This is a genomic window from Streptomyces sp. SAS_281, assembly GCF_052542855.1.
Genome location: NZ_JBMNDO010000010.1, coordinates 70,609 through 96,790, shown reverse-complemented (window position 1 = coordinate 96,790; position 26,182 = coordinate 70,609). Strand labels below are relative to the sequence as shown.

The 26,182-nt window shown below is 66.4% G+C and carries 27 protein-coding genes; 15 read left to right on the top strand and 12 right to left on the bottom strand.

The window, feature by feature from the left end:
* Positions 1-251: 251 nt before the first annotated feature.
* From ACN6LM_RS06500 to ACN6LM_RS06490, 3 genes are read left to right on the top strand one after another with little or no spacing between them, the layout of a single operon-like run.
* On the top strand, positions 252-1,172 hold the full coding sequence (locus tag ACN6LM_RS06500) for a hypothetical protein (protein ID WP_445064291.1): 921 nt from the start codon (positions 252-254) through the stop codon (positions 1,170-1,172).
* Positions 1,169-1,648 carry a hypothetical protein gene (locus tag ACN6LM_RS06495; protein WP_445064290.1) on the top strand — a complete coding sequence of 160 codons (480 nt, stop codon included), beginning with the start codon at positions 1,169-1,171 and terminating at the stop codon, positions 1,646-1,648. Before ACN6LM_RS06500 ends, ACN6LM_RS06495 begins: the two co-directional genes overlap by 4 nt.
* A 4-nt stretch (positions 1,649-1,652) precedes the next feature.
* Positions 1,653-3,689: an AAA family ATPase gene (locus ACN6LM_RS06490; RefSeq protein ID WP_445064289.1), complete on the top strand. Its 2,037-nt coding sequence runs from the start codon at positions 1,653-1,655 to the stop codon at positions 3,687-3,689.
* 257 nt (positions 3,690-3,946) lie between these two features.
* Here the strand turns inward: ACN6LM_RS06490 and ACN6LM_RS06485 are convergent, their stop codons facing one another.
* From ACN6LM_RS06485 to ACN6LM_RS06465, 5 genes are all read right to left on the bottom strand, one after another.
* Positions 3,947-4,444: a hypothetical protein gene (locus ACN6LM_RS06485; protein WP_445064288.1), complete on the bottom strand. Its 498-nt coding sequence runs from the start codon at positions 4,442-4,444 to the stop codon at positions 3,947-3,949.
* Positions 4,445-4,621: 177 nt separating this feature from the next.
* Positions 4,622-4,930, bottom strand: a complete 309-nt coding sequence (locus ACN6LM_RS06480; protein WP_445064287.1) for a hypothetical protein — start codon at positions 4,928-4,930, stop codon at positions 4,622-4,624.
* A gap of 2 nt (positions 4,931-4,932) precedes the next feature.
* A complete protein-coding gene (locus ACN6LM_RS06475) occupies positions 4,933-5,670 on the bottom strand; it encodes a GntR family transcriptional regulator (protein ID WP_445064286.1) in 738 nt (245 codons plus the stop codon).
* The gene (locus tag ACN6LM_RS06470) at positions 5,667-5,891 is read right to left on the bottom strand and encodes a hypothetical protein (RefSeq protein WP_445064285.1); all 225 of its coding nucleotides are present in this window, start codon (positions 5,889-5,891) and stop codon (positions 5,667-5,669) included. Before ACN6LM_RS06470 ends, ACN6LM_RS06475 begins: the two co-directional genes overlap by 4 nt.
* A 283-nt stretch (positions 5,892-6,174) precedes the next feature.
* Positions 6,175-7,476, bottom strand: a complete 1,302-nt coding sequence (locus tag ACN6LM_RS06465) for a hypothetical protein (RefSeq protein ID WP_445064284.1) — start codon at positions 7,474-7,476, stop codon at positions 6,175-6,177.
* A gap of 825 nt (positions 7,477-8,301) precedes the next feature.
* Here ACN6LM_RS06465 and ACN6LM_RS06460 point away from each other — a divergent pair.
* Positions 8,302-8,673 (top strand): GIY-YIG nuclease family protein, encoded by a 372-nt coding sequence (locus tag ACN6LM_RS06460; protein WP_445064283.1) that lies wholly within the window; start codon positions 8,302-8,304, stop codon positions 8,671-8,673.
* A 243-nt stretch (positions 8,674-8,916) separates the two neighbouring features.
* On the opposite strand, the gene ACN6LM_RS06455 is transcribed toward ACN6LM_RS06460, so the two are convergent.
* Entirely contained in the window at positions 8,917-10,110 is a 1,194-nt protein-coding gene (locus tag ACN6LM_RS06455; protein ID WP_445064282.1) for a Shedu anti-phage system protein SduA domain-containing protein, read from the bottom strand.
* A 60-nt stretch (positions 10,111-10,170) separates the two neighbouring features.
* On the opposite strand from ACN6LM_RS06455, the gene ACN6LM_RS06450 reads away from it, so the two are divergent.
* Genes ACN6LM_RS06450 through ACN6LM_RS06440 form a run of 3 tightly spaced genes read left to right on the top strand, consistent with a single transcriptional unit; the run spans position 10,171 to position 11,510 of the window.
* The gene (locus ACN6LM_RS06450; protein WP_445064281.1) at positions 10,171-10,965 is read left to right on the top strand and encodes a hypothetical protein; all 795 of its coding nucleotides are present in this window, start codon (positions 10,171-10,173) and stop codon (positions 10,963-10,965) included.
* A gap of 57 nt (positions 10,966-11,022) precedes the next feature.
* The gene (locus ACN6LM_RS06445; protein ID WP_073964763.1) at positions 11,023-11,271 is read left to right on the top strand and encodes a hypothetical protein; all 249 of its coding nucleotides are present in this window, start codon (positions 11,023-11,025) and stop codon (positions 11,269-11,271) included.
* Complete coding sequence (locus tag ACN6LM_RS06440; protein ID WP_161207978.1) at positions 11,268-11,510, top strand: hypothetical protein; 243 nt, start codon at positions 11,268-11,270, stop codon at positions 11,508-11,510. Before ACN6LM_RS06445 ends, ACN6LM_RS06440 begins: the two co-directional genes overlap by 4 nt.
* Positions 11,511-11,517: 7 nt before the next feature.
* On the opposite strand, the gene ACN6LM_RS06435 is transcribed toward ACN6LM_RS06440, so the two are convergent.
* Positions 11,518-12,318 carry a hypothetical protein gene (locus ACN6LM_RS06435; protein ID WP_445064280.1) on the bottom strand — a complete coding sequence of 267 codons (801 nt, stop codon included), beginning with the start codon at positions 12,316-12,318 and terminating at the stop codon, positions 11,518-11,520.
* Between the two features lie 197 nt (positions 12,319-12,515).
* Between ACN6LM_RS06435 and ACN6LM_RS06430 the strand changes: the two genes are divergently transcribed.
* Positions 12,516-13,523, top strand: a complete 1,008-nt coding sequence (locus tag ACN6LM_RS06430) for a phosphotransferase family protein (RefSeq protein WP_445064279.1) — start codon at positions 12,516-12,518, stop codon at positions 13,521-13,523.
* 7 nt (positions 13,524-13,530) lie between these two features.
* Here the strand turns inward: ACN6LM_RS06430 and ACN6LM_RS06425 are convergent, their stop codons facing one another.
* Together ACN6LM_RS06425 and mshA are read right to left on the bottom strand one after the other, a co-directional pair.
* Positions 13,531-14,055: a YbjN domain-containing protein gene (locus tag ACN6LM_RS06425; protein WP_445064278.1), complete on the bottom strand. Its 525-nt coding sequence runs from the start codon at positions 14,053-14,055 to the stop codon at positions 13,531-13,533.
* Between the two features lie 89 nt (positions 14,056-14,144).
* Positions 14,145-15,509 carry a D-inositol-3-phosphate glycosyltransferase gene (mshA, locus tag ACN6LM_RS06420; RefSeq protein ID WP_445064277.1) on the bottom strand — a complete coding sequence of 455 codons (1,365 nt, stop codon included), beginning with the start codon at positions 15,507-15,509 and terminating at the stop codon, positions 14,145-14,147.
* A 204-nt stretch (positions 15,510-15,713) separates the two neighbouring features.
* On the opposite strand from mshA, the gene ACN6LM_RS06415 reads away from it, so the two are divergent.
* The 3 genes from ACN6LM_RS06415 to ACN6LM_RS06405 all read left to right on the top strand — a co-directional run bounded on the left by ACN6LM_RS06415 (position 15,714) and on the right by ACN6LM_RS06405 (position 19,475).
* On the top strand, positions 15,714-16,493 hold the full coding sequence (locus ACN6LM_RS06415) for a class I SAM-dependent methyltransferase (RefSeq protein WP_445064276.1): 780 nt from the start codon (positions 15,714-15,716) through the stop codon (positions 16,491-16,493).
* A gap of 302 nt (positions 16,494-16,795) precedes the next feature.
* The gene (locus tag ACN6LM_RS06410; RefSeq protein ID WP_445064275.1) at positions 16,796-17,848 is read left to right on the top strand and encodes an NlpC/P60 family protein; all 1,053 of its coding nucleotides are present in this window, start codon (positions 16,796-16,798) and stop codon (positions 17,846-17,848) included.
* A 289-nt stretch (positions 17,849-18,137) separates the two neighbouring features.
* Positions 18,138-19,475 carry a PP2C family protein-serine/threonine phosphatase gene (locus ACN6LM_RS06405; RefSeq protein WP_445064274.1) on the top strand — a complete coding sequence of 446 codons (1,338 nt, stop codon included), beginning with the start codon at positions 18,138-18,140 and terminating at the stop codon, positions 19,473-19,475.
* On the opposite strand, the gene ACN6LM_RS06400 is transcribed toward ACN6LM_RS06405, so the two are convergent.
* The 3 genes from ACN6LM_RS06400 to ACN6LM_RS06390 all read right to left on the bottom strand — a co-directional run bounded on the left by ACN6LM_RS06400 (position 19,457) and on the right by ACN6LM_RS06390 (position 21,059).
* The gene (locus ACN6LM_RS06400) at positions 19,457-19,792 is read right to left on the bottom strand and encodes a DUF2516 family protein (RefSeq protein ID WP_445064273.1); all 336 of its coding nucleotides are present in this window, start codon (positions 19,790-19,792) and stop codon (positions 19,457-19,459) included. The genes ACN6LM_RS06405 and ACN6LM_RS06400 overlap by 19 nt on opposite strands.
* A gap of 116 nt (positions 19,793-19,908) precedes the next feature.
* Complete coding sequence (locus ACN6LM_RS06395; protein WP_445064272.1) at positions 19,909-20,601, bottom strand: hypothetical protein; 693 nt, start codon at positions 20,599-20,601, stop codon at positions 19,909-19,911.
* A gap of 50 nt (positions 20,602-20,651) precedes the next feature.
* Positions 20,652-21,059, bottom strand: a complete 408-nt coding sequence (locus tag ACN6LM_RS06390; protein WP_164399903.1) for a helix-turn-helix domain-containing protein — start codon at positions 21,057-21,059, stop codon at positions 20,652-20,654.
* 264 nt (positions 21,060-21,323) lie between these two features.
* On the opposite strand from ACN6LM_RS06390, the gene ACN6LM_RS06385 reads away from it, so the two are divergent.
* From ACN6LM_RS06385 to ACN6LM_RS06370, 4 genes are read left to right on the top strand one after another with little or no spacing between them, the layout of a single operon-like run.
* On the top strand, positions 21,324-22,106 hold the full coding sequence (locus ACN6LM_RS06385; RefSeq protein ID WP_445064271.1) for a TnsA-like heteromeric transposase endonuclease subunit: 783 nt from the start codon (positions 21,324-21,326) through the stop codon (positions 22,104-22,106).
* Positions 22,072-24,159 (top strand): Mu transposase C-terminal domain-containing protein, encoded by a 2,088-nt coding sequence (locus ACN6LM_RS06380; protein ID WP_445064270.1) that lies wholly within the window; start codon positions 22,072-22,074, stop codon positions 24,157-24,159. Before ACN6LM_RS06385 ends, ACN6LM_RS06380 begins: the two co-directional genes overlap by 35 nt.
* Positions 24,150-25,184 (top strand): TniB family NTP-binding protein, encoded by a 1,035-nt coding sequence (locus ACN6LM_RS06375; RefSeq protein ID WP_445064269.1) that lies wholly within the window; start codon positions 24,150-24,152, stop codon positions 25,182-25,184. The genes ACN6LM_RS06380 and ACN6LM_RS06375 overlap by 10 nt, the downstream gene beginning before the upstream one ends.
* Positions 25,181-26,098 carry a hypothetical protein gene (locus ACN6LM_RS06370; RefSeq protein WP_445064268.1) on the top strand — a complete coding sequence of 306 codons (918 nt, stop codon included), beginning with the start codon at positions 25,181-25,183 and terminating at the stop codon, positions 26,096-26,098. The genes ACN6LM_RS06375 and ACN6LM_RS06370 overlap by 4 nt, the downstream gene beginning before the upstream one ends.
* Positions 26,099-26,182: the final 84 nt, after the last annotated feature.

Sequence of the window (26,182 nt, the reverse complement as noted above, 5' to 3'; positions counted from 1 at the left end):
CAAGACCAGGGGGCCACTCGTTCAAATTCCGGGCAGGATCACAGCCTGCCCGAGTTGCCGGCCAGCGTACGGCCCCCTGATCATGCTCGACCCCAAACCAGGCAGGACACCGGCCAAACCCGCTCCGCCGACCTTACGAATCAGCGCAGAACGGCATTGCAGCACAGCAAACTAACTATCATGACCTGGGGTTGGGGGGCGGTCAGCCCCTGCAACGAGCATTGGGCAGTAGTCCACAACCGCTGGGGGTCTTGTTGGTTGCAACTCATCAGTACTCAGGGGATGAGTGGGAACAGCACTGCCTCCTACTTGCCCGTCGGCACTACGGCGCCGATCAGGTACAAGAGGTCCCAGCACGCCACGGCGGTGACCTAGGCATCGAAGCTTTCACCTTCAGCGGCCGAGCATTTCAATGCTACGCGCCGGTTGAACCTCTGTCGACCAGTGAACGTTACGACAAGCATCGGGACAAGCTTTCCACCGACCTCAGAAAACTGGAAACAAAGCAGAAGGATCTTGTGGCCTTGCTGGGCGGCGTTGTTATCCAGCACTACATCTTTCTCGTACCCATTTTCGATTCGGCCCAACTCGTTAAGCACGCGTCTTCCAAGACAATCGAGATGCGTGAAAAGAAACTTCCCCATCTCGCCCCTGACTTCAAAATTACCGTGGCCACCGACGCCATGTACGCAAAGGAACGTGCCGAAGTACTTGAGCGAGCTATCTCGTTGGTCAATTTGGTACCTACACCACCCTCCGATGTCGGCACTTGGATTACTGGCAACCATGAGCTCACAGAAAAGGCACTAGAGAAACTGTCCCGCCTCAAACTCTCATCAGCATCTAGGGCTTCCTATCTGGAGCAGCTAGTGAATCAGTTCCTCGATTCCGAGAACGCCCTCGATCGACTGAGAGAAAAATACCCAGACCAATGGGAAGCAGCCATCGATACGCGCACCCGAAAGGAGCGCAAGCTGGTGCTTGAGTACCCTCCGGGGAGCACGAGCACTCCTGCCGATGTGAACGGAATCGTAAATTCTCTCAAAATGGACCTTATCAGGCAGGTTCCCACTCTGGATGAGCCTCTCGCAGACGCAATGTCTTGGGGGGCCGTTGCGGATTGGCTTATGCGCTGCCCTCTGGACTTTGAGACTATTGAGAGCGGATCATGAGCCAAACACTCCAAGGGTTCTTTGCGGGCATCTCTAATTCAGTCATCTTCACGCGCCGACCTGATCCAATTCCTGGCGACTTGCGCATTTCTTGGCGCCTCGCTTCTCTGGCACTAACCCTGCGACGCTGCAGGGCTAACACGGCAAACATCGAACAGATCCACGTGCTCACGTGGGGGCTCAGGTCCACCCATGGAAGAAAGGTGATCAGCGAATGGTTCATCAATGGCCGAAAGCCACAGGCCTTAGTCATTCGTCACGACCCTTCTACATCGCGCACAATCAATTTGGCTATTGCAGCAGGACTAGCGAAGCGCAACCCCAATACTACGGTCTCACTGACTCCCGCAGGCGAGCGCTGGGCAAACAAACTCTGGTCGCAAAAAACGGTTCTGATTCCGGAGAAGAACTTCCTGTCGACCCTCCCAACCCGAATCACACAGAAATCCGTTAGCGATCTTCTCGACCGGAGCTAGCCTTATGCTGAAACTCAGGAAACTGAAGCTCCTGGTGCAGACAGCAGGACCGGTGTGCGGGACTGAACTAGAATTTTCCCCCGGTCTCAATATTCTGCGCGCAGACAATTCAAGCGGAAAGTCCACTTGCCTGCAATCCATCATCTATGCCTTGGGACTCGAAGGCATGTTGAGCCCGAGCCGAGACGTCCCGCTCCCTCACGCCATGACCGACTCTATTGAGGTCGAAGGGTCCGAATACCAGGTTCTTTCCTCGGAAGTCGCGCTAGAGATCCAAAACTCCCGCGATGAGATCATTACCGTGCGCCGCGCAGTACGTAGTGAAAGGTTCGACAGGACACTAATTAGGGTTACGCGAGGACCCGCACTAACAAATCCGTACGAGGAATACTCGGCCAGCGACTTCTTTGTTCGACGACAGGGGGCCGCTCAGAGGGAGGCCGGATTCCATCACGAACTAGCAAGTTTCCTTGGGTGGGACCTCCCCCGCGTAACTCGCATGGACGGAAGCGAGGGGCCGCTGTACCTAGAATGCCTGTTCCCGTACTTTTTTGTGGAACAAAAGCACGGATGGTCTGGCGTCCAAGCAAGGATTCCCACATATTTGGGAATTCAGGACGTATCTAAGCGTTCTGCAGAGTTCATCCTTAACCTCGACGCCATGGAAACTATTATTGAGCGCCAGAGGTTGGAATCTGCCGTGACTCTAATCGAATCCGACTGGAGGACTGCAGAGGCCGGGATCGAGGACCTAGCTAGGCGCGGCGGCGTGCTGGTCCGCGGGGTGCCGAAGAAGCCAACGCGGGACTGGCGCCTGGACGACCGGGTGGCATCAGAAGTCGCCGCCGGCACAGGATGGATCCCTCTCTCAGTCGAAATTGATCGACTTGCAGAGAAGCTAGAAGCTGCTGCACAGCGCCGCGTAGCTTCAACAGGTGAGGCAGCACCAGAGATCGAGCGTGCCCTGCTCGAGAATCAAGAGCAGAGTGTCCAGCTCGCTCTGCTGCTGTCCAACGCCCTGGAGGAACTTGAACAATCGAAGCGGAGATCCAATTCAATCGAGCTTCGGATTGAGGCGATGGAGGAGGATCTAAGGAAACACAAGGATGCCGCCCTCTTGCGCCATCTAGGCTCCTCCGAGCACCTAGAAGAGCTGTACGAAAACTGCCCGACCTGCGGCCAATCATTGCCTGATGGATTCGAGATTACAGACTTCCCTCTCTCGATCGAGGACAGTATTTCGCATCTTGAAAAGGAGCTAGCAACCTTCCGCTCCATGGCTGAGGACGCCCGTCGGGTAGTCGCGCGAGAGCAAGTCCGCTCCGGGAGAATTCGGGAAGAGCTCGTAGCCTTGCGTTCCACGATCAGGTCACAGAAGGATGCACTGGTGAGCCCCAGCGATTTGCCAGATGCAGCTACATTGGCGGAGCGCATCCAGCTTGAGGGCCGGCTCGCGTCCCTCCGTGGTCTACGAGACACGATCGATTCATCTCTCGAAGAACTCGCTTCGCTCTCGCAGACGTGGCGACGCAACAAGGACGAGCTTTCGCGGATCAGAAACCGCGATCTGAACGCAGCCGATGCAGCCAAGATTGACAAACTTCGCGGATCGCTTGTTTCACAACTCCGCAGTTATGGATTCAGGTCCATGGAACCTCACACCGTAGATATCTCAGAAAAGACTTACAGGCCAGTCCATGAAGGATTTGATCTTGGATTCGACCTATCTGCAAGCGACATGATCCGCGTTATCTGGGCATATCTTTTCTCCTTTATGGAAGTTTCAAGAGAGGCTACTGGGAATCACCTGCAACTGCTCGTATTCGATGAGCCTCGCCAACAGGAAGCGGCTAGGCCGAGCTTTGAACAGTTGTTGCGGCGTGCTGCAATGAACGGCGCACAGGGGAGTCAAGTACTATTCGCAACTAGCGAGGAGGAGCGTGGCCTTGCCGAGATGCTCAGAGGATTGCCGCATTCCATGATGTCGGTTCCGCGAGGCGAAAAGCTGATCCGCCCGTTGTCCCTACCGTTGCATGGCTGATGTCTCTCGTAGCCATCAGCGGCAGATGAAGCCCGCTGAACAGCTGGCGGCCGTGCCAGTAGCGTGTCACTTGCCACGGTCAGCTGCGGGCAACCGGGTCAGAGTCAAGGCTGGTTGAGTGGCCGGGGAGTGAAGCTTCCAGTCTTGGTGGGAGCAATCTGCTTCGAGAGGCAGTGATTCCCAAGCTGAGAACGCGACTTCGGCTGCTATTACTAACCGGAGAGGTTCCACAGATGCCAGCGCTCACCCCGCCCTATTCATGCGGACTCGACGTCTACGGTGTAGCCCCCCGGCGAACATGAAGACGCATCCCCGGGAGTAGGGTTTCTCAAGGTGATCGTGACTGCTTCTTCTGATAGCTCCACGGTGCGGCCTTGCCAGTCGCTGATGTCGTACGGCCCTCCGAGTACCGTCACCACCGCGTCCACGTATGTTTCGGCTGTCAGGCCGATGCGTATGTCGCCCCCTGCGGTACAGGAGATCACGGCCTCACCTGCCGCAGTCCCGTCTGGGAGAAGGGTGTAAGGCAGCTCGAACGGAATCGTCTCCGGGTCAGAGAAGAGGGGGGTGAGGTCCGTGTTTCGCTCGGTGTCCAGGTCCGGAAGCGGCCCACAGATACCATCTACTGCCTGCCTGCAGTGGGATACAGTGCCTGCCTTCTCCTTCTCTTGCGCGTCGGACAGCACGGCATAGAAGGCCGCCCCGGCACACAGTAAGCAGAGTGGGCCTAGCCACCTCGATCTCCTCATGTGCATGCCCTCATTATCGGGGGCGATGAGCGACTCCGTCTTTGCTGTCCCTAGATCGCTTGAACGTCCCGGGCGGGCCGTCCAAGGTCGGCCGGATTCGGCAGACAAAGCCAGAAGCCCATGGCGTCTGAGCTGGTCAGAGCCATGGGCCTCTCTTGCTGTGCTGGTCGGCGGGACTGTAGATCAATAAGCGGGCTCACGCGGATCGCTCGTTGCCAGGAGGTGGCCGCGGCTCGTTGCGACGCGGAGGATGTCCCGCAGAGCCACGGTGAGCTCCTTGACCAGGCACCGCATCTCGTCAATGGACGTGTCCTGGTTGTCGAAAGCCTCTGAGGCCTCTTCCACCAGTTTTGCTGCCGTGTCGAGTTGGACCGCTTCGACGCTGTCCGCGAGGCGGGACATGTAGCCGTCCGGGTCGTCGGTGCTCAGGTAGCAGGGCTTGTCCCTCCAGCCCGACCACGGGAGGAGCCGAAGTTCGTTCGGGGTCGTCATCCTTAGGTCTGCCTCTCGTCGAGCAGGTGGTGGGCGGTGAAGACTGCGTCGACGCGGTCTCCCGGAAAGGCCAGGAGCGCGGCTTCAACGACGCGGCCGGCGGCGTCGGTGGCAATGCGCGTGATCGCGAGAACGGCCATGCTGTTTCCGATCCGGAGGGCCAAGGCTTCATCCGGGGTGGGGGAACGGGCGCAGACCGTCTCTCGGATGGTGGCCGGCGGCGGGCCGAGGACGGCGAATCGCGTGGCTGCCTCCCGGCACACGAAGTCGTCGTCGAGGACTCCGGCCGGGGCCAGGTCGCGCGGGATGTAGATGCGGGCCAGCCCGTGCGGCGCCCCCTGTTCGAGGCTGAGGCAGGTGTACTCCGCGAGAGGGCTGCCCGTTGGCACCTTCAGCAACGTCGTCAGGTGCACGGAGGCCGGAACCGTGGTGCTGCGAACCGTGATGCGCAGCGTCGGCTCAGCCGCGGTCCAGGGGTCCAGCGTGCCCCAGCCGCCGACGTACATGATCTTGCGGCGAGGGCGACGGACGTAATTGCCCTTGCCGTGGATCTTCTCGACGAGCCCCTCGCCCTGGAGCACGGCGAGGGCACGTCGCAGGGTCACCGTGCTGACCTTGTACCGGGCGGCCAAGCCGACTTCGGATGATAGGCGCTCGCCGGGCTTGATGCGGCCCGTCGTGATCTGGTGGCGGAGATCGTCGGCGATGTCGTGGTGACGAGGGGGCACGGAGCCGGTCACCGCCTTCTCAGCAGTCGCACGGCGACGAGCCGGGTACGCGTGTGTATGGCCAGCAGTTCGCCCGACTCGAAGACGAGCTGTTTGGCCCCCTGGGGGAGTTGGAAGAGGTCTCTCACCCGGCATGCCTGGCCGCCGAGTTGGATGATGTCGCCGCGTTGCACGGTGGCCGCGGCGACCTCGATGTGGGAGACCAGTGCGCCGCCGGGTACTTGAGGCCTCACAGCGCCACCTCCACGGGCGCGGACCGGCCGGGCGTCGAGTGACAGGGGCAGTCGCAGGCCTCGTAGATCACCGGGACGTCGACCGGTGCCAAGAACGGGGAGGACTCAACGCAGGAGGAGTGTGTGCCGATCCGGACCGTCCTTCTACCGTGCCGCTATTCTGCGGAACTCTGAAGTCGGAAGGTTCGATGATTCGGACGGGTCGTCCGTTAATACGATAATTCCCGCCTTGGGCATTGGTGCGGCAGCTCCAGGGGATTAGGCACTTACGTACTCCGGAAGGTCACAGAACCTTTCCTTGTGCAATAACGATCCGTTCGGCCGTAAATCGCATCAGGGGAATTTCGCGAGCCAGAACCTCATCGTGTGCGAAAGGTGCATATTTTGGCAGCTCTCCTTCTTTGGCATGCACCAAGGCATTTCTGACTTTATATATTCTTTTTGCGATTGCGCCGCGCACTGCCTCTTCATCGTGTGTGCGAATGTTCGCTTTGCCTGCACCAGCAAAGGGAACATCGCTATTTGCGTAGTAATCAATCAGGCTCGCGTCGTAAGCGTCGAGGTCAGCTACGAGGCGGGGGATGCTTACGAATCTATCAAGTACCAGTTGCAGTGCCCGTTGTTCATTCACCCCGCCTTCATCCTTGATCTGCCCCTTAATTCTTGTGACGATCTTAACGATGGACTGGATGTCCTTATTTCGACGAGCAGAGAAAGATGGGTCGGTGATGCCCGACCGCACCTGACTTATCAGGTCTTCATTGAAAATCTTCTCGAAAAAATGCTCAGCGATGTGATAGTAAGCCAGGTATTCGAGTAGCGGGATTTCTGCGGCGACGCCCATGAGGTAGTGGTGTACCAGGTCCGCGTCGTACGTCTGCCTGGGTGCGTCAAGAGAGCCGTCTTGACTCCTCCTTACCCGCTGGATGGCTTGCGGTCGGAACATTGCTTCTAGGCCGATTCGGGCTGCCGCATCTGTGTTGTAGGCAGCATGAAAAAGGAAGGAATTGGCGAGTGTCTCAAAATCTGCGCGCGATTTGGTAGCGCTGATTTGCAGCGTGGTGGCGCGAAGGCCCTCGGCGAGGACATCAAAAAGCGAGTCGCCTTCGAACGGGCGACGGCCTAGGGGCGGGCGATCACTGCTTATTTGGCGTATCCGGTTCAGTAGCATCCTGGCTCTTCCAGATGTCAGGAGGACTGAATTTTGTGTGAACTTACACAAGAGGTAAGCGGTGAATTCTCGAGATGGCCTACCGACCGCAAAAATCACAGGGTCATCGCCTTGCCCCTCAAACGTCTTATCTTCGAAAAATCTGTCGAAAGCGCCGACTTGGTCGAGTGAAACCAAGGAAAACTCCGCTTTATTCTCCCACTGGAATGAGCTCTCGGATTTTGATTTTGCACTGTCAAGGCGAGTTGCGATTTCTGCTATTTCGGCACTACTCGCGCCAGTGATTTTTGGGCCGTTGGGCAGAGGTATGGGGTCTCGTAGAGTGAAGTCACCGCTTGCTGTCGCATCTCCGCGAAATATTCGCCGAAGTCCATTCAAGATGGAGCTTTCGTTTATGGCTGACTGTCCGCTCATGTTGCCCTTCCGTGCGCTCGTGAAGTGTCTTTTGGACCCTATTTGAAGCATTCTGGCTGCCGGGAGGCCGGCGTGGGGGAGATTGAAGGAAGTCGAACACGAGTGCGCGTCCCGGAGGAAGGGCACCTGCTGATGACAGAACGTCCGCAGGAAGCTGGGGGGAGTCACCGTCGGACGCGGCCAGTCGACGAGGGCAGAGGTAGGCCGGGCCGCTAGGGCGATGTGCGCCCCGGGTTGCACAGGTCCGGAAGAGTCGGGACAAGACCTTTCGCTATCTGATCCACTGGCCAAGACCGAGCGATGACGAGGGTGGCATCAATCCGAAGGCGCCGTCTGTGGCTATGGCCGCTGTACAGCAGCGGCGTACCGCAACCGCAGCAACCGCCCCCGCCCGCCTCCGTCTCTCCGGACCCTCGTAACCGCCGGTATGACCGTCGCTGACCGGCCCGGCTAGAGCTACGGATCAGATGGAAGCCGCGGCAGAGCCATGCCACCACGTACGGTGAGCAGTGGTCAACGAGAGCCGCTGTCTGGCTGGCCTTCTGGTGTACCACCCCCCAGTCATCCCGTCCGCCGGCACGTTCCACGCTGGATCACCAATGCCGCTCAAACTGATTCCACGCGGACCGGGGCAGGCCCAGCGGCTACCGGTAACCTTCGACGATCAGCCATGCTCGGAGGCCTCGTGGAAGCTACCCCTCTCGTCAAGCCCAACCGGCTGTGGTCGGCACAAGAGGTCTTGGTGCGTCCGAGCCCTCTGCCGGCTGTCGCCGTCCGGACTTGGGCGACGGGCGCCTGCTGTACGTCGGGATAGCCCCGCGGTACATGGCTAACCGGACCAGTGCCCAGAACCTGCGCAAGCGGGTGCGCTATCACTACCGGGGCAACGCGGCCGGCTCGACGCTGCGGCTCACTCTGGGGTGCCTGCTCGGACTTCAACTGCGCCGCGTGGGCAGCGGCAAGCAGATGACCTTCGGCAAGGCAGGCAAAGCCGCTCTGAGCCAGTGGATGGCGGACAACGCACGAGTGTGCTGGATAGAGCAGGACGAACCGTGGGAGCTGGAGTCACAACTCATCACCCGACTCGACCTCCCGCTGAACCTCGACCAAAACCGCCACAACGCGTATCACAGCCGTCTGAAGGAGCTGCGGGCCCAAGCGCGCCAGCGAGCTCGCGAGTTGCCCATCAGTTCCTAGGCCGACGGTTATCTGCCTGGGCCGTCTCTGGGCCGTCCGAGGTTGCTCAAGGGCACCCGATGACGACCAACGGCGACCGCTCGCCCCAAGTCGATCATCGCCCCCACCTGCAAAAACCCTGGTCGCCGCGATCTACCGCAAGACCCAGGGCAAGAAGTAACGACTGCCCCCGCGAAGGCCCCCGCCCTGCATCGTCGGACGGGGGCCTTCGCGTGGCACCCCGCTGAGCGAGCAGACCTTACGTCAGATCACATCACCCAACGCGAGGGCTCTCTCCGCGCTGTCGATCAGCTCCTTGTACGTGAGGACTTCAACCCGGTTCAGATGTGATGCGTGAATGCGCAGAGCCTCGCTGATTTCCGCTTCAGCAATTTCTGGCTGACTCAGCGGGTGCCCGATGAGGACGAGTGCGCTCGCCCGACGCGTATCGATCCCGAACTCCGTCAATATTCGTTCTCGGCTCTCGTCCAGGCCGACGAGGTAGTTGATGGCCTGACCAATGGCCTCGGACACCTCTCTTCTCGGCACCCAGGAGCCTCGATGCTCCTTCACCAGCTTCACACCAGCAGCTCTTTTCAGTTCGACGATGTACAGAGAGCCGTCACCGCGGATGAGCGGGATGTCAACCTCGTCTCCAGGCACCAACCTTCGTTGCCGGGCTTCCCCGATGAAGTGTCCGCCGAATATCCAGTGCATCCCCTTTAGGGCCCTCTGCAGAGCGTGCTCGGTCGTAGTGGCATCTTCAGCCAGTCGCCGCAGCTCACGCAGGTGGGTCGCCCTGCGTTGCAGCTCTGCCGCAAGCAGGACCGTACGGCCGTCTGTGTCCGCCCCGAGGACCGCAAGCGCTTCGGGGGACGACACGATTCGGCGCGCGGCTCCCGCTGGATCTTTTATCTCCACCCGATTGTTCAGCACTCGCTCGGTCCACAGCGCGTGCTCTGCCATCCCACGAGGTATGTAGTAGCGCGCCGGATCTTCTGCGGGGGCTTGCATGAATCGAGCGTCCGCACCCAGCCCGCGAACGTATTGCACGATCTCCGCAAGACTACAATCAGGATGGTCTTCGAGGTATCTCTCGGCTTCCGCACACCAGAATTCGTTCATCATGGCCACGGTTCTCGAAATCGAACCGAGCCCCAGCTCGTCACGAGGGCCGTGATCCACATAACGCAATCGGTACTTCTCTTCGTAGTCGGGTCTGAGCAGTCTTCCTTCCGCGTAGTGAAGAGCATCTTGAAGTGACCGCACGACCTCCCACTCCTCCGCCTGAGCGGCCGTGAGTCGCGCCGCGCCAAGGAGTTCCGTAAGCCGCTTTCCCCCCTTTCGCCTCCCTCCGGTGCCGGACCGAATGTGGCGCAGAGTCGCGGCAAGCGCGCTCTTGACGGTTTCCTCCGTAGCGGCAGAGAGGATCCGCCCGAGGTGCATCTCGAGAGCCATGTCAGATCGTGTGGGCATGAGCGGGAGTCTGACGCATGAGCTCCGATAAGTTCGGCTCTTGTGTCCGCGCAGACGACCGATCACCGGTCCATCATCGATGCCATCCTCGACAACTGCGGCCGCTCCACGCTGCCGTACCAGCAGGCCCACCGCGGCGATACCTTCGGGACCGCGTTCTGGTTCAACGACCTCATCGCCGTGGACGACGACAACGAAACGTACGCGCAGTACCTCATGACCGCAGGGGCGTTGACCCGGTACGACCTCGCCGAGATACGTCTGCGGCCCGGGCTCTCGGAATCCCCCATGAGCGCGAACGGCCTGATGATGATGGGGTTCCAGGAGGGCTGGACGCCCCTCGGTGACACTGGCGTCTCCGTCATGCCCGCAGGTGTGCTGCACTCGCTCGCGCGGCGGAAGAAGTGGGCGTGGGCGACCGATGAAATCACCGACGGCATCGCCGCGAAGCCGGAGGACCTCGCGTTGCTGGGCGACGGTCCGATGCCGGCGTATGTACTGGGCCATGACGTGGGGCCGGACCGCACTCAGCGGGAACAGGCCGTGATCATCGGTGAGATCGTACGGCGCGGCGACGGACAGGAGTTCGTCTGGGGCGGGCGCATCCCCCACGGCTGTGCCGGGGCGCCGGTCTTCGTGGGGCGCCACCTCGAGGAACGCAGCTTCCGGCTCGTGTGCCTCGGCGTCCTGCTGCCCGGCGAGAGCGGGATGGCGTGTCATCCCGTGGCTGGCTTCGACCGGATACGTACCGCCGTACGAGGTCTGCCGCGGCAACCCGTCGCCGACACCCATGACTCGGCGCCCGCCCCAACCAGGTGGTGGCGCAGGCGGAAGTGACGCGCGTCACCCCGGCCCGTACCCTTGCTCCATGCGGGGAAGAGCGGGAGGGCGGTTATGGGTGAGCCTCTGAAGACCTTTGTCGGGGGTGCCGAGGTCGAGGTGCCCAACAGCATTCCGGCGATCCGGGACGCGTTGCCGGAGGGGCGGCGGGCGGAGTTCGAACGGGCCATCAACGAGGCCGGGGTGCATGAGATCCAGGCCGTGATGCGGCACTGGATGCTGGAGGCCGTGCCCGATCCGGAGGCCGAGCGGATTCTGGACCGGCTGGCGCGGGACGAGGCCGAGAGGCGGAGCGTCGCTTGAGCTTCCGGATCTCCTACGCGCCGCCCGCCGACGACACCCTTGCCAAGATGGCGGACGGTGAAACATTCCGGGACGAGATGGCGGCGACCCTGGGGCGTGAGCCGTACGGCCACGGGTCGACCGCCGTCAAGGGGGAGCACGATCGCCGGGAGGCGACGGTCGCCGGGGCGATCGTGCTCTACTACGTCTCCGGGTCGGTCCTGACCGTCACCGTCGTACGGCTCGTTCCGCTTCCTTGACGGAAGGTCAGGCGAGCTTCTTCGCCTGGGCGTCGATGACCGCGGTCGGCAGGTCGAAGTCCTCGCCGGAGCCCGCGGCCGCGAGGTTCATCGAGCTGAGCGTGGCGAGCGTCGCGCCCTGACGCAGCGCGGTGAGCTTGAGGGTGTTCTTCTCGCCGTCCGACTCCACCGTCACCGTCCAGGCCGCCGCCTCCTCGCCGCCCTTGACCCGCTCCTCCGCGATCTTGGCGACCTTCTGCTTGTCCCCGGCGACAGTGAGCGTGAAGCCGCCCGCGCAGTCCGTCGCGGCGGTGCGCAGCGCGGCCAGCGTCTCCTCGGCGCCCTTGCCGTCGTACGACGCGAGCGTGGTCATCGTGGTCGTGATGTCGAAGGCGGCCTTGAACGCCTCCTCCGGGTCGGCGATGTCCTTGTCCGCGCCCTTCTTCGGCACGCTGGCCACCTTGCGCTGCGTGGAGGCGGCGGGCGAACCGGCCTTGGCCCCCATCAGCGCGTCGCCGAGGACGTCGCAGGACTCCTTGTCCGCGGTCACGGCCTTGGCGTCGATCAGGTCGGCCGGACCGGCCTTGGTGATCTTGTGGTCCTTGACGTCGCCCTGCGCCAGCGAGACCTGCTCCAGCTCGGCGGCGGACAGAGCCTTCGCGGGGGCCTCCGCGCCCTTGTCGGCACCCTTCTCCGACGGCTGTGCCGAGGAGCCGGCCGCCTTGCCGCCGTCCTTGTCGTCACTGTCCGAACCGCAGGCGGCGGTGAACAGCGCCAGGGACATCACGGTGGCGGCAACGGCGGTACGGCGTATGACAGTGGGTCGCATGGCCCGTCCTTCTGCTCAAAGTGTTTCGCCCGCACGCGAGCAGCCCCGCCGGGTTCGGCGCGGCTGAAATGGGGGTGCGTGGGGGTGAGCCAACTCTATGAGCCCGCTGTGGTTTGGCAATCCTTTACCTTGGGCATCGCACGTGATCGTGACGACGTCGTGATCACTTCGCGCACACCGTTCAGGGGGAGCCCGCCGTGCCGATCGATTCCGTTCTCTCCGATGTCATCGGCGCGTTGTCCGTTCCGCCCGGCCTGGTCGCCTCCTGCGAACCGCTCACCGGGGGCACGTACAACGCCGTCAGCCGCGTCCGGCTGGCGGACGGGCGGGACTGGGTGGTGAAGGTGCCGCCGCCGGCCGCCGGGGACCACCTGTCGTACGAACACGGTCTGCTGGTCAACGAGGTGACGTTCTACCAGGTCGCCGAGGACGAGCCCGCCGTTCCCCTTCTCGTGCGCGCCGAGCTCGATCCGGCCGCCCCCGCCGGCCCGTACGTGGTCATGTCCGCCCGCCCCGGCCGCCCCTGGCACGAGCTGACCGGTGCCATGGCCGACGGTGAGGAGGCGCGGCTGCGCACGGAGCTCGGGCGGATCGTCGGCCGACTCCACGGCGCGCCCGCGCGAGGCGGATTCGGCTACCCCTCGCAGGCGCTCGGCCCGCTCGTACCCACCTGGCGCCAGGCGTTCACGACGATGACGGACGCGGTCCTGGCCGACGCGCGGACCTACGCGGCACGGCTCCCCCGTACGGTCGCGGAGATCGGCACCACGCTCGCCGCCGCCTCGTACGTGCTGGACGACGTGACCCGGCCGGCCCTGGTCCACTTCGATCTGTGGCAGGGCAACATCCTGGTCACCGGTGAGCCGGGCGCACGACGGGTGGGCGGGGTCGTGGACGGGGAGCGGATGTTCTGGGGCGACCCGGTCGCCGACTTCGTGTCGCTCGCCCTGCTGGGTGACATCGCGGACGACAAGGACTTCCTCACCGGTTACGGGGAAGAGGCGCCGGACGGCCCCGTGGAGTTCACCGCGTCCCTGCGACTGCGGCTCGCGCTCTACCGGGCGTACCTGTACCTGATCATGCTGGTCGAGACCGTGCCGCGCGCCACGTCCGGGGAGCAGCTGCAGTGGACCTGGAACGAGGTCGCGCCCCGCCTGGAGGACACGCTCCGGGAGATCGAGTCCGCGACGCGCGTACGGGGGTGACGCGAGGTCAGTCCGCCGGCCTCCGGGTGAGGTGCGCGAAGGCGTCGAGATTGCGGGTGGACTCGCCGCGCGAGACGCGCCAGGCGTACTCCTTGCGGATCGCGGTCGCGAAACCGATCTCCAGCAGGGAGTTGAAGGCGCCGTCCGCGGCCTCCAGCACCGAGCCGAGCAGCCGGTCCACCTCATCGGGCGTCACCACGGACAGCGGGAGCTTGCCGGTGAGGTAGATGTCCCCGAGCTGGTCGATCGCGTAACTCACGCCGAACAGACGCAGGTTCCGCTCCAGCAGCCAGCGGTGCACGGCCGCGTCGTTCTCGTCGGGGTGCCGGATGACGAAGGCGTTGAGGGAGAGGCTGTGCGCACCGACGATCAGTGAGCAGGTGGTGGCCAGCTTGCGGGTGCCGGGAAGCTGGACGACGTAGCTGCCCGGTGCGGGGCTCTCCCAGTCGAGCCCGGCGTCGGCGAAGCTCGCTTCGAGGACCTGGGCGGCCCGGGTGGCCTCGTTCTTCGCCGGTACGGGTGCGTCAGCCATGTTTCGAGCGTACGTCAGCCGGCAAAGGCGCGCGGTCGGGACGGGTGGGGCAGGGGGTTACGCGGCCGCGCCCGCCGGGTACGGCCCGGTCACGCGTGACGAGTGCGGGTCCGCCTGCGGTGTTCCTGGATCGCCGCCGTGTACACCTCCGCGGTGGCCGCCGCAGCGGTGTCCCAGCCGAACTGCTGGGCGTGCGCCGCCGCCGCGCCGCCCATCCGGGCGACCAGCTCCGGCGCCTGCGCGAACCGCTCCAGCGCCTGGGCGTACGCCGCCGGGTCGTGCCCGGGTATCAGGAAGCCGCTGACCCCGTCGCGTACGGCCACCGGGAGGCCGCCCACGGCCGCCGCCACGACCGGCGTCCCGGCCGCCTGGGCCTCGACCGCGACGAGCCCGAAGGACTCGCTGTACGAGGGCATGACCAGCACGGACGCGGCCCGGAACCAGTCGGCCAGCTGGTCCTGCCCGACCGGCGGATGGAACCGTACGACGTCCGCGACGCCCAGCCGGGCCGCGAGCTTCTGCAGCCCTTCCGGCTTCGCGAGGCCGCTGCCGCTGGGGCCGCCGACGACGGGCACGACGATCCGGGACCGCAGCGCGGGATCCCGGTCGAGCAGCACGGCGACCGCCCGCAACAGCACGTCGGGCGCCTTCAGCGGCTGTATGCGGCCGGCGAAAAGGGGGATCAGGGCGTCCTGCGGGAGCCCCAGGCGGGCCCGGGCGGCGGCCCGGCCGTCGCCGGGGCGGAAACGGTCGAGGTTGACGCCGGGGTGGACGACGGCCACGGACCGCGGATCGGCGTCGTAGAACCGGACCAGCTCGCCGGCCTCCTCGGCGGTGTTCGCGATCAGCCGGTCGGCGGCGTCCACGATCTGGGTCTCGCCGATGACACGGGCGGCCGGCTCGGGGGTGTCGCCCTCGGCGAGCGCGGCGTTCTTCACCTTCGCCATGGTGTGCATGGCGTGCACGAGGGGAACGCCCCAGCGCTGCGCGGCCAGCCAGCCGACGTGTCCGGAGAGCCAGTAGTGGGAATGGACGAGGTCGTAGTAGCCGGGGCGCTGACCGGCCCACGCCTGCATCACACCGTGCGTGAAGGCACAGAGCTGCGCGGGCAGCTCCTCCTTGGCCAGGCCCTCGTACGGCCCCGCGTCGACGTGCCGGACGAGGACACCGGGCGCCAGGTCCACGGCGGAGGGCAGCCCGCCGGTGGTGGAGCGGGTGAAGATCTCGACCTCGATGTTGATCGCGGCGAGCCGCTTGGCCAGCTCCACGATGTACACGTTCATCCCGCCGGCGTCGCCCGTCCCCGGCTGGTGCAGCGGGGAGGTGTGCACGGAGAGCATCGCGATGCGGCGGGGCCTGCGGTGGCCGGGGGCGAAGGAGCCGGTGAGGCCTGCGGGGAACCTGCGACGCGGTGCGCCACGGCTGCTGCCGAGCCGAGAGACGTACTGGGTCACGTCGTCCGTCCTCCTCGCTGGGCCCCGGTGCCCGCACGGTTCACGGCACGACACCGAAGGGGCGCACGGTCCCTTCGAAGGTGGGGAACAGCGGAATCCCTCCTTTCATTTCCGCTTTGCCAAATCATTACGCCGCGGACGCGGTGGGGCCTCCGGACGGTCTCCCGCCCGCGCGGCGCCCGCGTCCGCCTTACGCTCTGTGTCATGCGCCCGATCGGCACCGCGACCCGCGGGACCACCAACCCGAACCGGCTGCGCCGCATGGACCGCTGGATCGCCGCCACGCACGGCCCCGCCCTGCGCCGCGCCGAGACTCCCGTCGCCGTCGACCTCGGTTACGGGGCGGCGCCCTGGACCGCCGTGGAGCTGCTGGAACGCCTGCGCACCGCCGAACCGCGCACCGCGGTGGTCGGTATCGAGATCTCGCCGGAGCGGGTCGCCGCCGCGCAGCCGTACGCGCGCGAGGGCCTCACCTTCCGGCACGGGGGCTTCGAGATCCCGCTGCCGGAGCGGCCCGCGCTGATCCGGGCGGCGAACGTGCTGCGCCAGTACGACGAGGGCGAGGTGGCCGGCGTCTGGCAGCGGCTGTGCGAGCGGCTGGCGCCGGGCGGGCTGCTGGTGGAGGGCACCTGCGACGAGATCGGGCGCCGGCATGTGTGGGTGGCACTGGGGCCGGAGGGGCCGCGCACGGTGACCTTCGCGACCCGGCTCGGCTCGCTGGACCGGCCGTCCGATCTCGCCGAACGGCTGCCGAAGGCGCTGATCCACCGCAATGTCCCGGGCGAGCGGGTGCACGCCTTCCTGCGCGACTTCGACCGGGCGTGGGCGGCCGCGGCACCCTACGCCTCGCTGGGGGCCCGGCAGCGCTGGATCGCGGCGGTGCGGGCGCTTTCGGGTGGCTGGCCGCTGACGGACGGGGTGCGCCGGTGGCGCCAGGGCGAGGTCACGGTGGCGTGGGAGGCGCTGGAGCCCCGGGGGTGGTGAGGGGGCGCACCCGGGCGGTTCGGAGGCGCTTTTTCGTTGCGCCAGGATTCACCCCCGCGGCGGGAACGGCCGGCGGGCATCGTTCGTCGGAGTGGGTGGGACATCGGGGGCGCGGGGGTGGCGGGGAGTGACGGAATAGCGAAGTGCCCCCGAAGGCCGGAGTGTGTCTGCCTCTGTTGCTTTTCAGTACGGCATGGCACGATCTGGTCGACGCCACATGTTACTGACGGTTAATCAGATGGTTGGTCCATCAGGTTGCCGGGACTGCTCGAACAGTTGGGAACTGCTCGGAGGGGGAGCTCGTGTACCGACGCCACTGTGCCGCCGCCGCGATGACCCTGGTCTGCGCGCTGGCGGTCCTCGCCTCGCCGGTCCAGGCAGTCGCCGCACCGACGCCGCCCGGGTCCGCCGACGGGGGCGGGAAGAGCCTGGAAGAGGTGCGCGCGGAGATCGACGAGCTGTACCTCGAGGCGGGCGCCGCCACGGACGCGTACAACCTCGCCGAGGAGAGGGCGAAGAAGCAGTCGGGCGAGCTGGTCGGGCTGGCACAGTCGATAGTCGAGGGCCAGGCGAAGATCGCCGCCCTCAAGAACCGGGCCGGCGCGCAGGCCCGCGAGGAGTACCGCAACGCCGGGCTCCCGCCGGGCGCGCGGCTCATACTCAGCGGCGACCCCCAGCTCTTCCTCGACGGCATCAGCCGCACGCGCCAGGGCCAGCACGCCACGAAGGGGCTCCTGGCGCAACTGAAGAGGACCCAGCAGGACTTGGAGACGTACACCAAGGACGCCAGCATCAACTGGACCAAGCTGGAAGCCGACCGGGTCAAGCAGGCCAAGGCCAAGAAGAAGATCAACGCGCAGATAGCGGCGGCGAAGAAGCTGGAGTCGCAGCTGGAGAAGGAGGAGCGGGCCCGGCTCCTCGAACTCGAGCGGGAGGCGGCGCGACAGGCGCAGAGCGCCTGGCTCGACTCCGGCGCGCTGAAGGAGATCAACCGGGACGCGAGCCCGCTCGGCAAGAAGGCGGTGGCCTTCGCGACCTCGCAGATCGGCAAGCCGTACGTGTGGGGCGCGGAGGGACCCAAGTCGTACGACTGCTCCGGGCTGACGTCCCAGGCGTGGGGGGCGGCGGGCCGCCCGATCCCGCGCACCTCGCAGGAGCAGTGGCGGCTGCTGCCGCACATCCCGATCAAGGACATGCGCCCCGGTGACCTGATCATCTACCACGCCGACGCCACCCACGTCGGCATGTACGTGGGCAACGGCCAGATCGTCCACGCCCCCCGCCCCGGCCGCGACGTCACCCTGGCGGGCGCGGGCTCCATGCAGATACTCGGCGTGGTCCGCCCCGACGCGTAGTCCTCGGGCGGACGGCGGCCCGGCCCCTCGGCGGGTGCGCGTCCGCGTGAGGCGGGCCACTGCACGGGGCCCGGGCGGCGTGACCTTTGTCATGCCGGCACCGGCCGCCCCGGTGCGGCCCATCGTGCCTGATCCGTGGCGGGACGCGGCTTATGACGGCGCGTATGCCGGGCCGGGTGGGCGGGTCGGCATTCCGTTCCCGTGGTCCGGACCGCTATGGTCCCCGTCTGGCGGATCGTCGATCGTCGTTCCGCCGCGCCCTCGGGGGGAGGGAAGGAAACCCGAACCGATGCCCGTACCCGTACCGCAGCCGTGTTCCGCACCCGCCGCGGAGAGCAGCTCCGGCGCCGGCCTCACCCTCCTCGTGATCGAGGACGACCCGGCGGGCACCTTCACCGCCCCGGAGCTCTCCGCCGCGGCCGGTGCCCGGGTCCGGATCCGTGCCGCCCGGAACCTCACCGAGGCGGGCCGGCTCCTCACCGACGACGTGGACTGCATCCTGCTGGACCTGGCCCTGCCGGTCGGTGCCGAGGCCCGGGGCGACGGGGAGGGCGAGGAGGACGGGCTCGCCACGCTCAAGCACGTCCTGCGGATCGCGCCCCGGCACGCCGTGCTCGCCCTCACCGCGGAGGACGACGCCGAGCTGGCCGCCGAGGCGGTCCGGGTGGGCGCACAGGACTATCTCTTCCGGGGCGAGCTGGACAGCAGGCTGCTGAGCCGGGCCATCCGCTACGCCGTCGAGCGCAAACGGGCCGACGTCGCACAGCACCAGCTCACCGAGTCCCGGCTGCGCGCCCAGGAGAACGCCCGCCTGGAACGCGGACTGCTCCCCACCCCGCTCCTCGACGGCTCCGACCTGCGCTTCGCGGCGCGCTACCGCCCGGGCCGCAGCCGCGCGCTGCTCGGCGGGGACTTCTACGACACGGTCCGCACGCCGGACGGCACGGTGCACGCGATGATCGGCGACGTCTGCGGCCACGGCCCGGACGAGGCGGCGCTCGGCGTGGAACTGCGCATAGCGTGGCGCGCGTTGACGCTGGCGGGGCTGTGCGGCGACGAGCTGCTCTCCACGCTCCAGGAGGTCCTGGAGCACGAGCGGGAGAGCGAGGAGATCTTCGCGACGCTCTGCACGGTGGACATCGCCCCGGACGGCCGCCGCGCGGGCCTGTGCCTGGCCGGGCACCCCGCGCCGCTGATCACCCGGCACGGACGGGCGGCGCAGCTGCTCCCCTACGAGGACGGCGGACCGGCCCTGGGCCTGCTGCCGCGAGCGCGGTGGCCGCGCCGCCAGGTGGAGCTGGGCGGCACGTGGAGCCTGATGATGTACACGGACGGGCTGATCGAGGGCCGCGTCGGCGACGGCACGCGGCGCCTCGGCCAGGACGGCATGGTGGCGATGGTCAACCGGCAGCTCGCCGAGGGGCTGACCGGCGAGGAACTGCTGGAAGCGGCGGTCGCCCAGGTGCGGGAGCTGAACGGCGGCGAGCTGACGGACGACGTCGCGGTCCTGCTGCTCGACCGCGACCAGGACACCGCCCGGCACCGGGCTCCGGGCGGCGCGCGGAGTGTGCACATCCCGCGCCCGCGCCCGGCCTCACCGGCGCGGGCTCAGCGCCCGCCGTTGTAGGGACCGTACGGGCCGTCGCTGCTGGAGCCGCCGCGTCGGCGGCCACCACCGCTGACGGCCTTGAGGGCGGGCCGTACGTCCACGAAGAACACGATGGTGGCGATCAGGCCGGCGATCTGCAGGAAGATGAAGATGGGCCAGAGGTTCACCGCCACCACGATGCCCAGAATGATCAGCCAGAAGGACTTCTTCTGCTTGTCCGCGGCTCGGTAGGCGTCCTCGCGGGCCATCAGGGCCATGACCAGCGCGACCACGGCGAGAACGAGCATGGCCAAGGAGAGCAGCCCGAGGAACGAGTTGAAACCGTCGAGCAACATGATGTGCACCGCCTAGTCGGGTGAAAGCGCCTCGCGGCCAAGGTACCGGGACAACGCACGAGCCACCCGGAATGTGCCCGCCCGCCGTCCCGGCACACCTGCCGGGGGCATCGGTGCTACTTGCCGGAGGGCGGGGTGGCCTTCTTCGCCGCGGGCTTCCGTGCCGGCGCCTTCTTGGCGGCGGCGGGCTTTGCAGCGGCCGGCTCGGCAGCCGCGGCCTTCGGCTTCTCGGCGGCCGGCCCTGCCGTGGTGGCGGGCTTGACGGTGGTGGCGGGCTTGGCGGCGGCCGGCTTCGCGGCGGGAGCGGCCTTCGTGGTGGGGGCCGGCTTCGGCGCGGCAGCCGGCTCGGACTCCTTGCGCGGCTCCACGACGACGGCGATCTCCACGATCTCGTCGGCGGTCTCGCCCCGCCACGTCCGCACGGTGCGCTCGCCGCGCTCGGCGACCTTCTCGTACGTCTCACGGGCCCGTACCGCGTACTCGGCGGCCACGCCCACCCCGCGCAGCGCCAGGTCCTGGGCGTTCTCGCCGATCTTCTTCAGGTCGGTGTCGAAGGCGCCGATCACCTCGGTGACCTTGGCCTGCAGGACGGCCTGCGCCTCCCGGGCCTGCTCGGTGACCCTCTCCTGAACGGCCTTGGGGTCGGTGTTCCGTACGGCCTCGATCCGCTCCGGAGCCTCGGCCCGGAGCTGTTCGAGCAGCGCGGGCACCTTGCGGGCCTGGCGGACGGCCAGGTCGGCGGTGCCGGCGGCGAAGTAGAGGGGGGTCGGGTCGGTGAGGGTCTTGCGCAGGTCATCGGTGATGGCCATGACTGTGGTCCTCCCGGATCATCAGACTGGGTGTGAGGGTGATGGAGCTCTCAAGCTGTATCGGCAGCACTGCCGTCGGCATTGAAGGGAGCGTCTGCCCCGGGCTCGTCGTCCAGACCGTTCTCCTTGCGGAAGGAGGCGTAGATCTGGAGCAGCACGCTCTTCTGGCGCTCGTTGATCGACGGATCGGCGAGGATCACCGCCCGCGTCTCCAGTTCGTCCTGCTGCCGCTCGTCCAGAATCCCGGCCCGGACGTACAGGGTCTCGGCGGAGATGCGCAGCGCCTTCGCGACCTGCTGCAACACCTCGGCGCTCGGCTTGCGCAGCCCGCGCTCGATCTGGCTGAGGTAGGGGTTGGAGACCCCGGCGGCGTCGGCGAGCTGCCGCAGGGAGAGCTGCGCGCTGCGGCGCTGCTCCCGCAGGTACTCGCCGAGATTGCCGACGTTGAGTGAGGCCATGTCTCGATGCTGCCCCCGCTTGCTAACTTTTGCAAGCAGCCGCTTGCAAAAGTGTTCCCTCCCACACCGCCACCCCGTCGTGACTCGCGGAGATCACTGTCCTGTCTCTGTGATGTCCGGGCAGTCTCGGTCGTCTCCGGGCAACTGAGCTGACGTCTCAGCCATCTCCGGGCGATTGGTGGGGTGTCTCGGTCTTCTCCGGGTACGTCATCGCCGCCTTCCGTACGGTCTTCGCGACTGGTCGGCGTCGTACCGGAGGCCCGGATGGATACGAGCGTGTTGTCGGTGGAAGACGTCGAGCTGGAGTACGTCAGCGCTGCCGGGGCCCGTGAGCGGGGTTCGCTGGGGCGGCTGTGGCCGGTGCCGTTCGAATCGGTACGGCCCGAGCGCCGGTTCCCGACTTTCCGGGGGCAGGGCAACCGGTGCGGCTGGTACTGGTCGGTGACCTGCGGCGGGCATGTGGGCTACGAGTCGTGGCTGGAGCGGGACCGGCTGATGCTGCTCGACTTCGATCCGTTGGTGACGGGCATGGCCTCGCAGCCGTTCCGGCTGATGTGGACGGGACCGGGGGGAAAGCGGATCCGGCACACGCCGGACTTCTTCGTACGCCGCGCGGACGGCACTGCTCTGGTGGTCGACGTCCGCGCCGATGAACGGATCAAGCCGCCCGATGCGGTGAAGTTTGCCGCGACCGCGGCGGCGTGTTCGCTGGTGGGCTGGGATTTCGCCCGGGTGGGGGTGCCGGATGCGGTGCTGATGGCGAACGTCCGGTGGCTGGCGGGGTATCGGCATCCGCGGGTGCACCGCGCCGGGGTCGCTGCCCGGCTGATGGCAGTTTTCGCCGGGGGAGGCGGGCTGCTGGACGGGGTTCGCCACGTGGGCGATCCGGTCGCGGTGCTTCCAGTGCTGTTCCACCTGCTCTGGCGGCAGGTCCTGGCTGCGGACCTGGGGGCCGGACTGTTGGCCGCGGACACGGAAGTCCGGCTCGGCGTGGTGCGGGAAGGGGGTCAGGATGCCGTTGCGTCCGCGGCTGTTGCGAGCGGGTGACCTGGTCCGCTTCGACGGCCGCCTGCAGACAGTGGCCGCGCTGGAGGGGACCGCGGTCCGGCTGGTCGACGAAGCACAGTCGGCTAGCGTGGTGATGCTCGCCCATCTGCTGGCCGGCGAGGACTTCGAGGTGGTCACGCCGGTTTCGGTGCGCACAGTGCTGCCGGCGGCCGGGGTGCTGGAAGGACTTCCCTCCAAGGCAGTTGAGCGGGCCGGATGGTGGCAGCGGCACCTGGTGGAGATGCTGACCGGCCGCCCATTCAATGACCCGCACGGGCCGGTGAGAGGCGAGTACGACCCGGCCGTCCGCTCCTTGCGACAGCGAGAATTGACGAAGGTCGCTGAACTGGATGCGGCGGGGACGGCGGTGTCGTTGACCGTGCTGCAGGACATGCGGGCCCGATTCGAACGGGAGGGTGTGCTCGGTCTGGTCGATCCGCGACTGCGTTCGGCCCCGGACGGCACGGGCCGCGCCGACCGGCGGGTGGTGGCGGCTCTGCGGAAGGTCGTGGAAGAGCAGACAGCCAGGTCCACGGTCTCTGCACAGGTGCTGCGGCGTCGGATGGAACGTCTCCTGGAGGACGAGCACGGGGCCGGGGTGGTGCCGTTGCCGTCGCGGGCGACGTTCTACCGGCTGCTCAAGGCGGTCTCCTCCGGCCGGCACACGCTGGGTTCGGCCCGCACCCGCCGTTCGCTGGCCAAGCAGCCCGATGGCATGTTCGGCCAGCTGACCGCGGTCCGGCCAGGGGAGGTGATGGAGATCGACTCCACTCCGCTGGATGTGTTGGTCGTTCACGACGACGGCACGGTGGACACCGTGGAGCTGACCGGCATCGTCGATATCGCGACCCGCACGCTGGCCGCGGCGGTGCTGCGGCCCTCGACGAAGGCGGTGGATGCCGCGCTGCTGCTGGCGCGGGCGATGACGCCGGAGCCGATGCGTCCGGGCTGGCCCGACGCGCTGCGGATGTCTCGCTCGGTGCTGCCGCACGTCTCGCTCACGGCGCTGGACGAGCGGCTGGCCAAAGCGGCGGCGATCCCAGTGATCACGCCGGAGACGATCGTCTGTGACCGGGGCAAGGCTTACATCTCCGACACGTTCCGCTCGGCCTGCCAGTCGCTGGGCATCTCTTTCCAGCCCGCGCATCCCGATACTCCGACGGACAAGCCGCACATCGAGACGACGCTGGGCTCGGTGGCCACGATGTTCGTCTCGCACCTCCTTGGTCACAAGGGCCGCAGCACCGAGCACCGCGGCACCGATCCGGCAGCGCAGGCGGTCTGGTCGATGCATCAGCTCCAGGAACTGCTCCAGGAGTGGATCGTGATCTGGCAGAACCGCCCGCACGACGGCCTGCGCGACCCGCTGATGCCCGGCAAGGCGCTGAGTCCGAACGAGAAGTACGCCGCGCTCGTTGCGGCGGCCGGACACGTTCCGGTCGCGCTCAGCCCGGACGAGTACATCGAGTTGCTGCCCCGCTGCCGTCGGACGATCAACTCCTACGGGATCCGGCTGGGTCACCGCACCTACGACAGTACGGAGTTGACGCCGTTCCGCCGCCAGTCATCCGGCGTCGGCCCGGGCGGGAAAGGGTGGGAGGTCCACTACGACCCTTACGACATCTCTCGCATCTGGGTACGCAATCACCGTGAGGGCGGCTGGATCACCGCGATCTGGCGGCATCTGCGCACCGCTCCGATGCCGATGGGTGAACTGGCCTGGGACCACGCCCGCCGGGTCCTTGCCGAGCGGGGTGCCGATCCGGTCACCGAGGAGGAGATCGCGCAGGCCGCGGTCGCTCTCCTGGACCGGGCCGCCGACGGCCCCCGGGACACGGCGGGCAGGCCCTCTGGCCGCAGCCGCAAGGACCGCAAGGTTGCCGCCCGGACCCGGACCACCAGTGCTCCCTCCTGGCCCCGGCCGGCTCCTGCAACGCCTGCTGAGCCACCACCTCCCGACGCAGAGGAACCGGAGGAAGGCGAGGGCGCCCTCGCCGACGTCGTCCCGCTCGGAATCTTCGATACCCGCAAGGAGGCCGAGAAGTGGTGGTGAACATGCCGGACCCGGACACTGGTGGCGCTGCCGGGCTGGAGTCGCGGCGTGATCCCACCACGCAGCTCACCGGCTGGCGGCAGTTCGTCGAAGCAGACCAAACCAGTTTCGATCTGCTGCCCGAAGACCGGTGGCGTTCGCTGAGCCCCGCCGATCAGGAGTCCTATGACGATGCCCGCATCCTCTACCACTCCGAACTTCAAGTCGTACGCACCTCGGCCGTCCGGGAGATCGCCCATCAAGGGCGCCTGCTGACCCTGCTCAACCAGCGTGAAACCGGAGCCCGGCGCGGCCTGATCGTCTCCGGTCAGCAGACCACGGGCAAGACCACCGCGCTCAAACAACTCGGCCGTCTCCACGAACTGCGCGTCCGCCAACGCCATCCCGACAGCGATGGAATCCCGGTCGTCTATCTGACAGCCCCGCCCAAGGGGTCGCCCCGGAAACTCGCCATTGAGTTCGCCCGCTTCCTCGGCTTGCCCTCCGTCTCGGCCCGTCACAACACGATCGACATCACCAATGTCGTCTGCCAGGTGATGATCGAGGCCCGGACGGACCTGGTGCTCGTCGATGAGATCCATCTCCTGAACCACGCAACCACCGCCGGCGAGGACCTCTCCGATCATCTGAAGTACTTCACCGAGCACCTGCCGGCGACCTTCGTCTATGCGGGCATCGACGTCGAACAGTCCGGTGTTTTCACCGGCATCCGCGGCCGCCAGATGGGCGGACGCTGCACCCTGGTCCGCACCGGCGCCTTCCCCCGCAACGCGGAATGGCGATCACTGATCGCCACTCTGGAGGACACCTTGCGCCTCCACCGCCACCAGCCGCAGACGCTTGTGAATCTCTCCGACTACCTGCACCAGCGCACCGGCGGCATGATCGGAAGCCTCTCTCACCTGATCCGCGCTGCGGCCATCACCGCGATCCTCGACCAGAGCGAACGCATCACCCAGAGCCTGCTGAAGAAGACCCGGATCGATCACAACAGCGAGAACGCCTCCCGCCAGAGGGCCGGATGAGCGAACCAACCAACTACTGGCTGACCAGGCCCCTCCCTCGCCCCGTCACCCCGTTCCCACAGGAGACCGAGAAGTCCTACCTCCGCCGCCTGGGCGAGGCGAACGGAGTCATTCCCGGACGAGCACTCGCGCAGAGCAGCTGGCTGGAGTCCCGGCAGGACTACATCGGCCGACTCAGCATGGCCAGCGGACAGTCCCGGGAGAGCCTCCTGCAGGCGATCCCCTATCTCGGTCAGCAGCCGAAGATTTTCCACCCCTCCCGCCCGGACTTTCTTCCGGGCGTCCCCTGCCATCTCTGCGTCGCCCGTCGCACCGGAACCTACAACCGCATTCATCAGGTCACCGCCTGGCGCTCGCGCTTCCACCACCAGGTCTGCCTCCGCCACAGGCTCTGGATCGGAGAACCAGCGGGGCATTACCAAATCCAAGCCGACCTCACCGGTCTCCCCGACGTTCTGCACGCCCAACGACGTCACCACCGCCTTCTCCACAAGTACGGCCCCGTCGTCCTCGCCACCTGCTACGAGCGCGGAGCCAAGCTCTGGCACGACCTCTCCAGCCGCAGCTTCCGCCACGAGGACACAGCGCGACGTGTCCAAGCCCTCCCCCGGCTCCAGCACGGCAGCAACCGTGACCACCGCCGTCTCATCGCCCGCTACCCGGAAACCGTCACGACCACCGCTCTCTACGCCTCACCTCACTGGCGCTCACTCGCCCTCGCACGGGGACACGGCTTCGGGCAGTTCATCGACGAGTTCAACAACCGACTCCAGGTCGAGCTGATCCCCCGGTTCGACGGGGGCATGTGGTTCGTCCATTCCCTGCGAGAGACCGCCGACCAGATCGAAAGATCCCTCTCCGCATATGCCGAACGAGGAGCTACCCGGCGCAGGTTGCGACGACCTCACAACTAGGCGTCTCAAAATTTTCCGAGCATTCCAGGTCCGGAGCCCTATGCCACTCGGACTGCGACAGGACAGCCGCCCTCGTCTCGCTCG

Excerpts from the sequence above, each read along its gene's own strand:
- ACN6LM_RS06495 (WP_445064290.1), top strand. The coding sequence starts at position 1,169 with ATGAGCCAAACACTCCAAGGGTTCTTTGCGGGCATCTCTAATTCAGTC.
- ACN6LM_RS06490 (WP_445064289.1), top strand. The coding sequence starts at position 1,653 with ATGCTGAAACTCAGGAAACTGAAGCTCCTGGTGCAGACAGCAGGACCG.
- ACN6LM_RS06485 (WP_445064288.1), bottom strand. The coding sequence starts at position 4,444 with ATGCACATGAGGAGATCGAGGTGGCTAGGCCCACTCTGCTTACTGTGT.
- ACN6LM_RS06480 (WP_445064287.1), bottom strand. The coding sequence starts at position 4,930 with ATGACGACCCCGAACGAACTTCGGCTCCTCCCGTGGTCGGGCTGGAGG.
- ACN6LM_RS06465 (WP_445064284.1), bottom strand. The coding sequence starts at position 7,476 with ATGAGCGGACAGTCAGCCATAAACGAAAGCTCCATCTTGAATGGACTT.
- ACN6LM_RS06460 (WP_445064283.1), top strand. The coding sequence starts at position 8,302 with ATGGCTAACCGGACCAGTGCCCAGAACCTGCGCAAGCGGGTGCGCTAT.
- ACN6LM_RS06455 (WP_445064282.1), bottom strand. The coding sequence starts at position 10,110 with ATGGCTCTCGAGATGCACCTCGGGCGGATCCTCTCTGCCGCTACGGAG.
- ACN6LM_RS06445 (WP_073964763.1), top strand. The coding sequence starts at position 11,023 with ATGGGTGAGCCTCTGAAGACCTTTGTCGGGGGTGCCGAGGTCGAGGTG.
- ACN6LM_RS06435 (WP_445064280.1), bottom strand. The coding sequence starts at position 12,318 with ATGCGACCCACTGTCATACGCCGTACCGCCGTTGCCGCCACCGTGATG.
- ACN6LM_RS06425 (WP_445064278.1), bottom strand. The coding sequence starts at position 14,055 with ATGGCTGACGCACCCGTACCGGCGAAGAACGAGGCCACCCGGGCCGCC.
- ACN6LM_RS06415 (WP_445064276.1), top strand. The coding sequence starts at position 15,714 with ATGCGCCCGATCGGCACCGCGACCCGCGGGACCACCAACCCGAACCGG.
- ACN6LM_RS06405 (WP_445064274.1), top strand. The coding sequence starts at position 18,138 with ATGCCCGTACCCGTACCGCAGCCGTGTTCCGCACCCGCCGCGGAGAGC.
- ACN6LM_RS06400 (WP_445064273.1), bottom strand. The coding sequence starts at position 19,792 with ATGTTGCTCGACGGTTTCAACTCGTTCCTCGGGCTGCTCTCCTTGGCC.
- ACN6LM_RS06395 (WP_445064272.1), bottom strand. The coding sequence starts at position 20,601 with ATGGCCATCACCGATGACCTGCGCAAGACCCTCACCGACCCGACCCCC.
- ACN6LM_RS06390 (WP_164399903.1), bottom strand. The coding sequence starts at position 21,059 with ATGGCCTCACTCAACGTCGGCAATCTCGGCGAGTACCTGCGGGAGCAG.
- ACN6LM_RS06385 (WP_445064271.1), top strand. The coding sequence starts at position 21,324 with ATGGATACGAGCGTGTTGTCGGTGGAAGACGTCGAGCTGGAGTACGTC.
- ACN6LM_RS06380 (WP_445064270.1), top strand. The coding sequence starts at position 22,072 with ATGCCGTTGCGTCCGCGGCTGTTGCGAGCGGGTGACCTGGTCCGCTTC.
- ACN6LM_RS06370 (WP_445064268.1), top strand. The coding sequence starts at position 25,181 with ATGAGCGAACCAACCAACTACTGGCTGACCAGGCCCCTCCCTCGCCCC.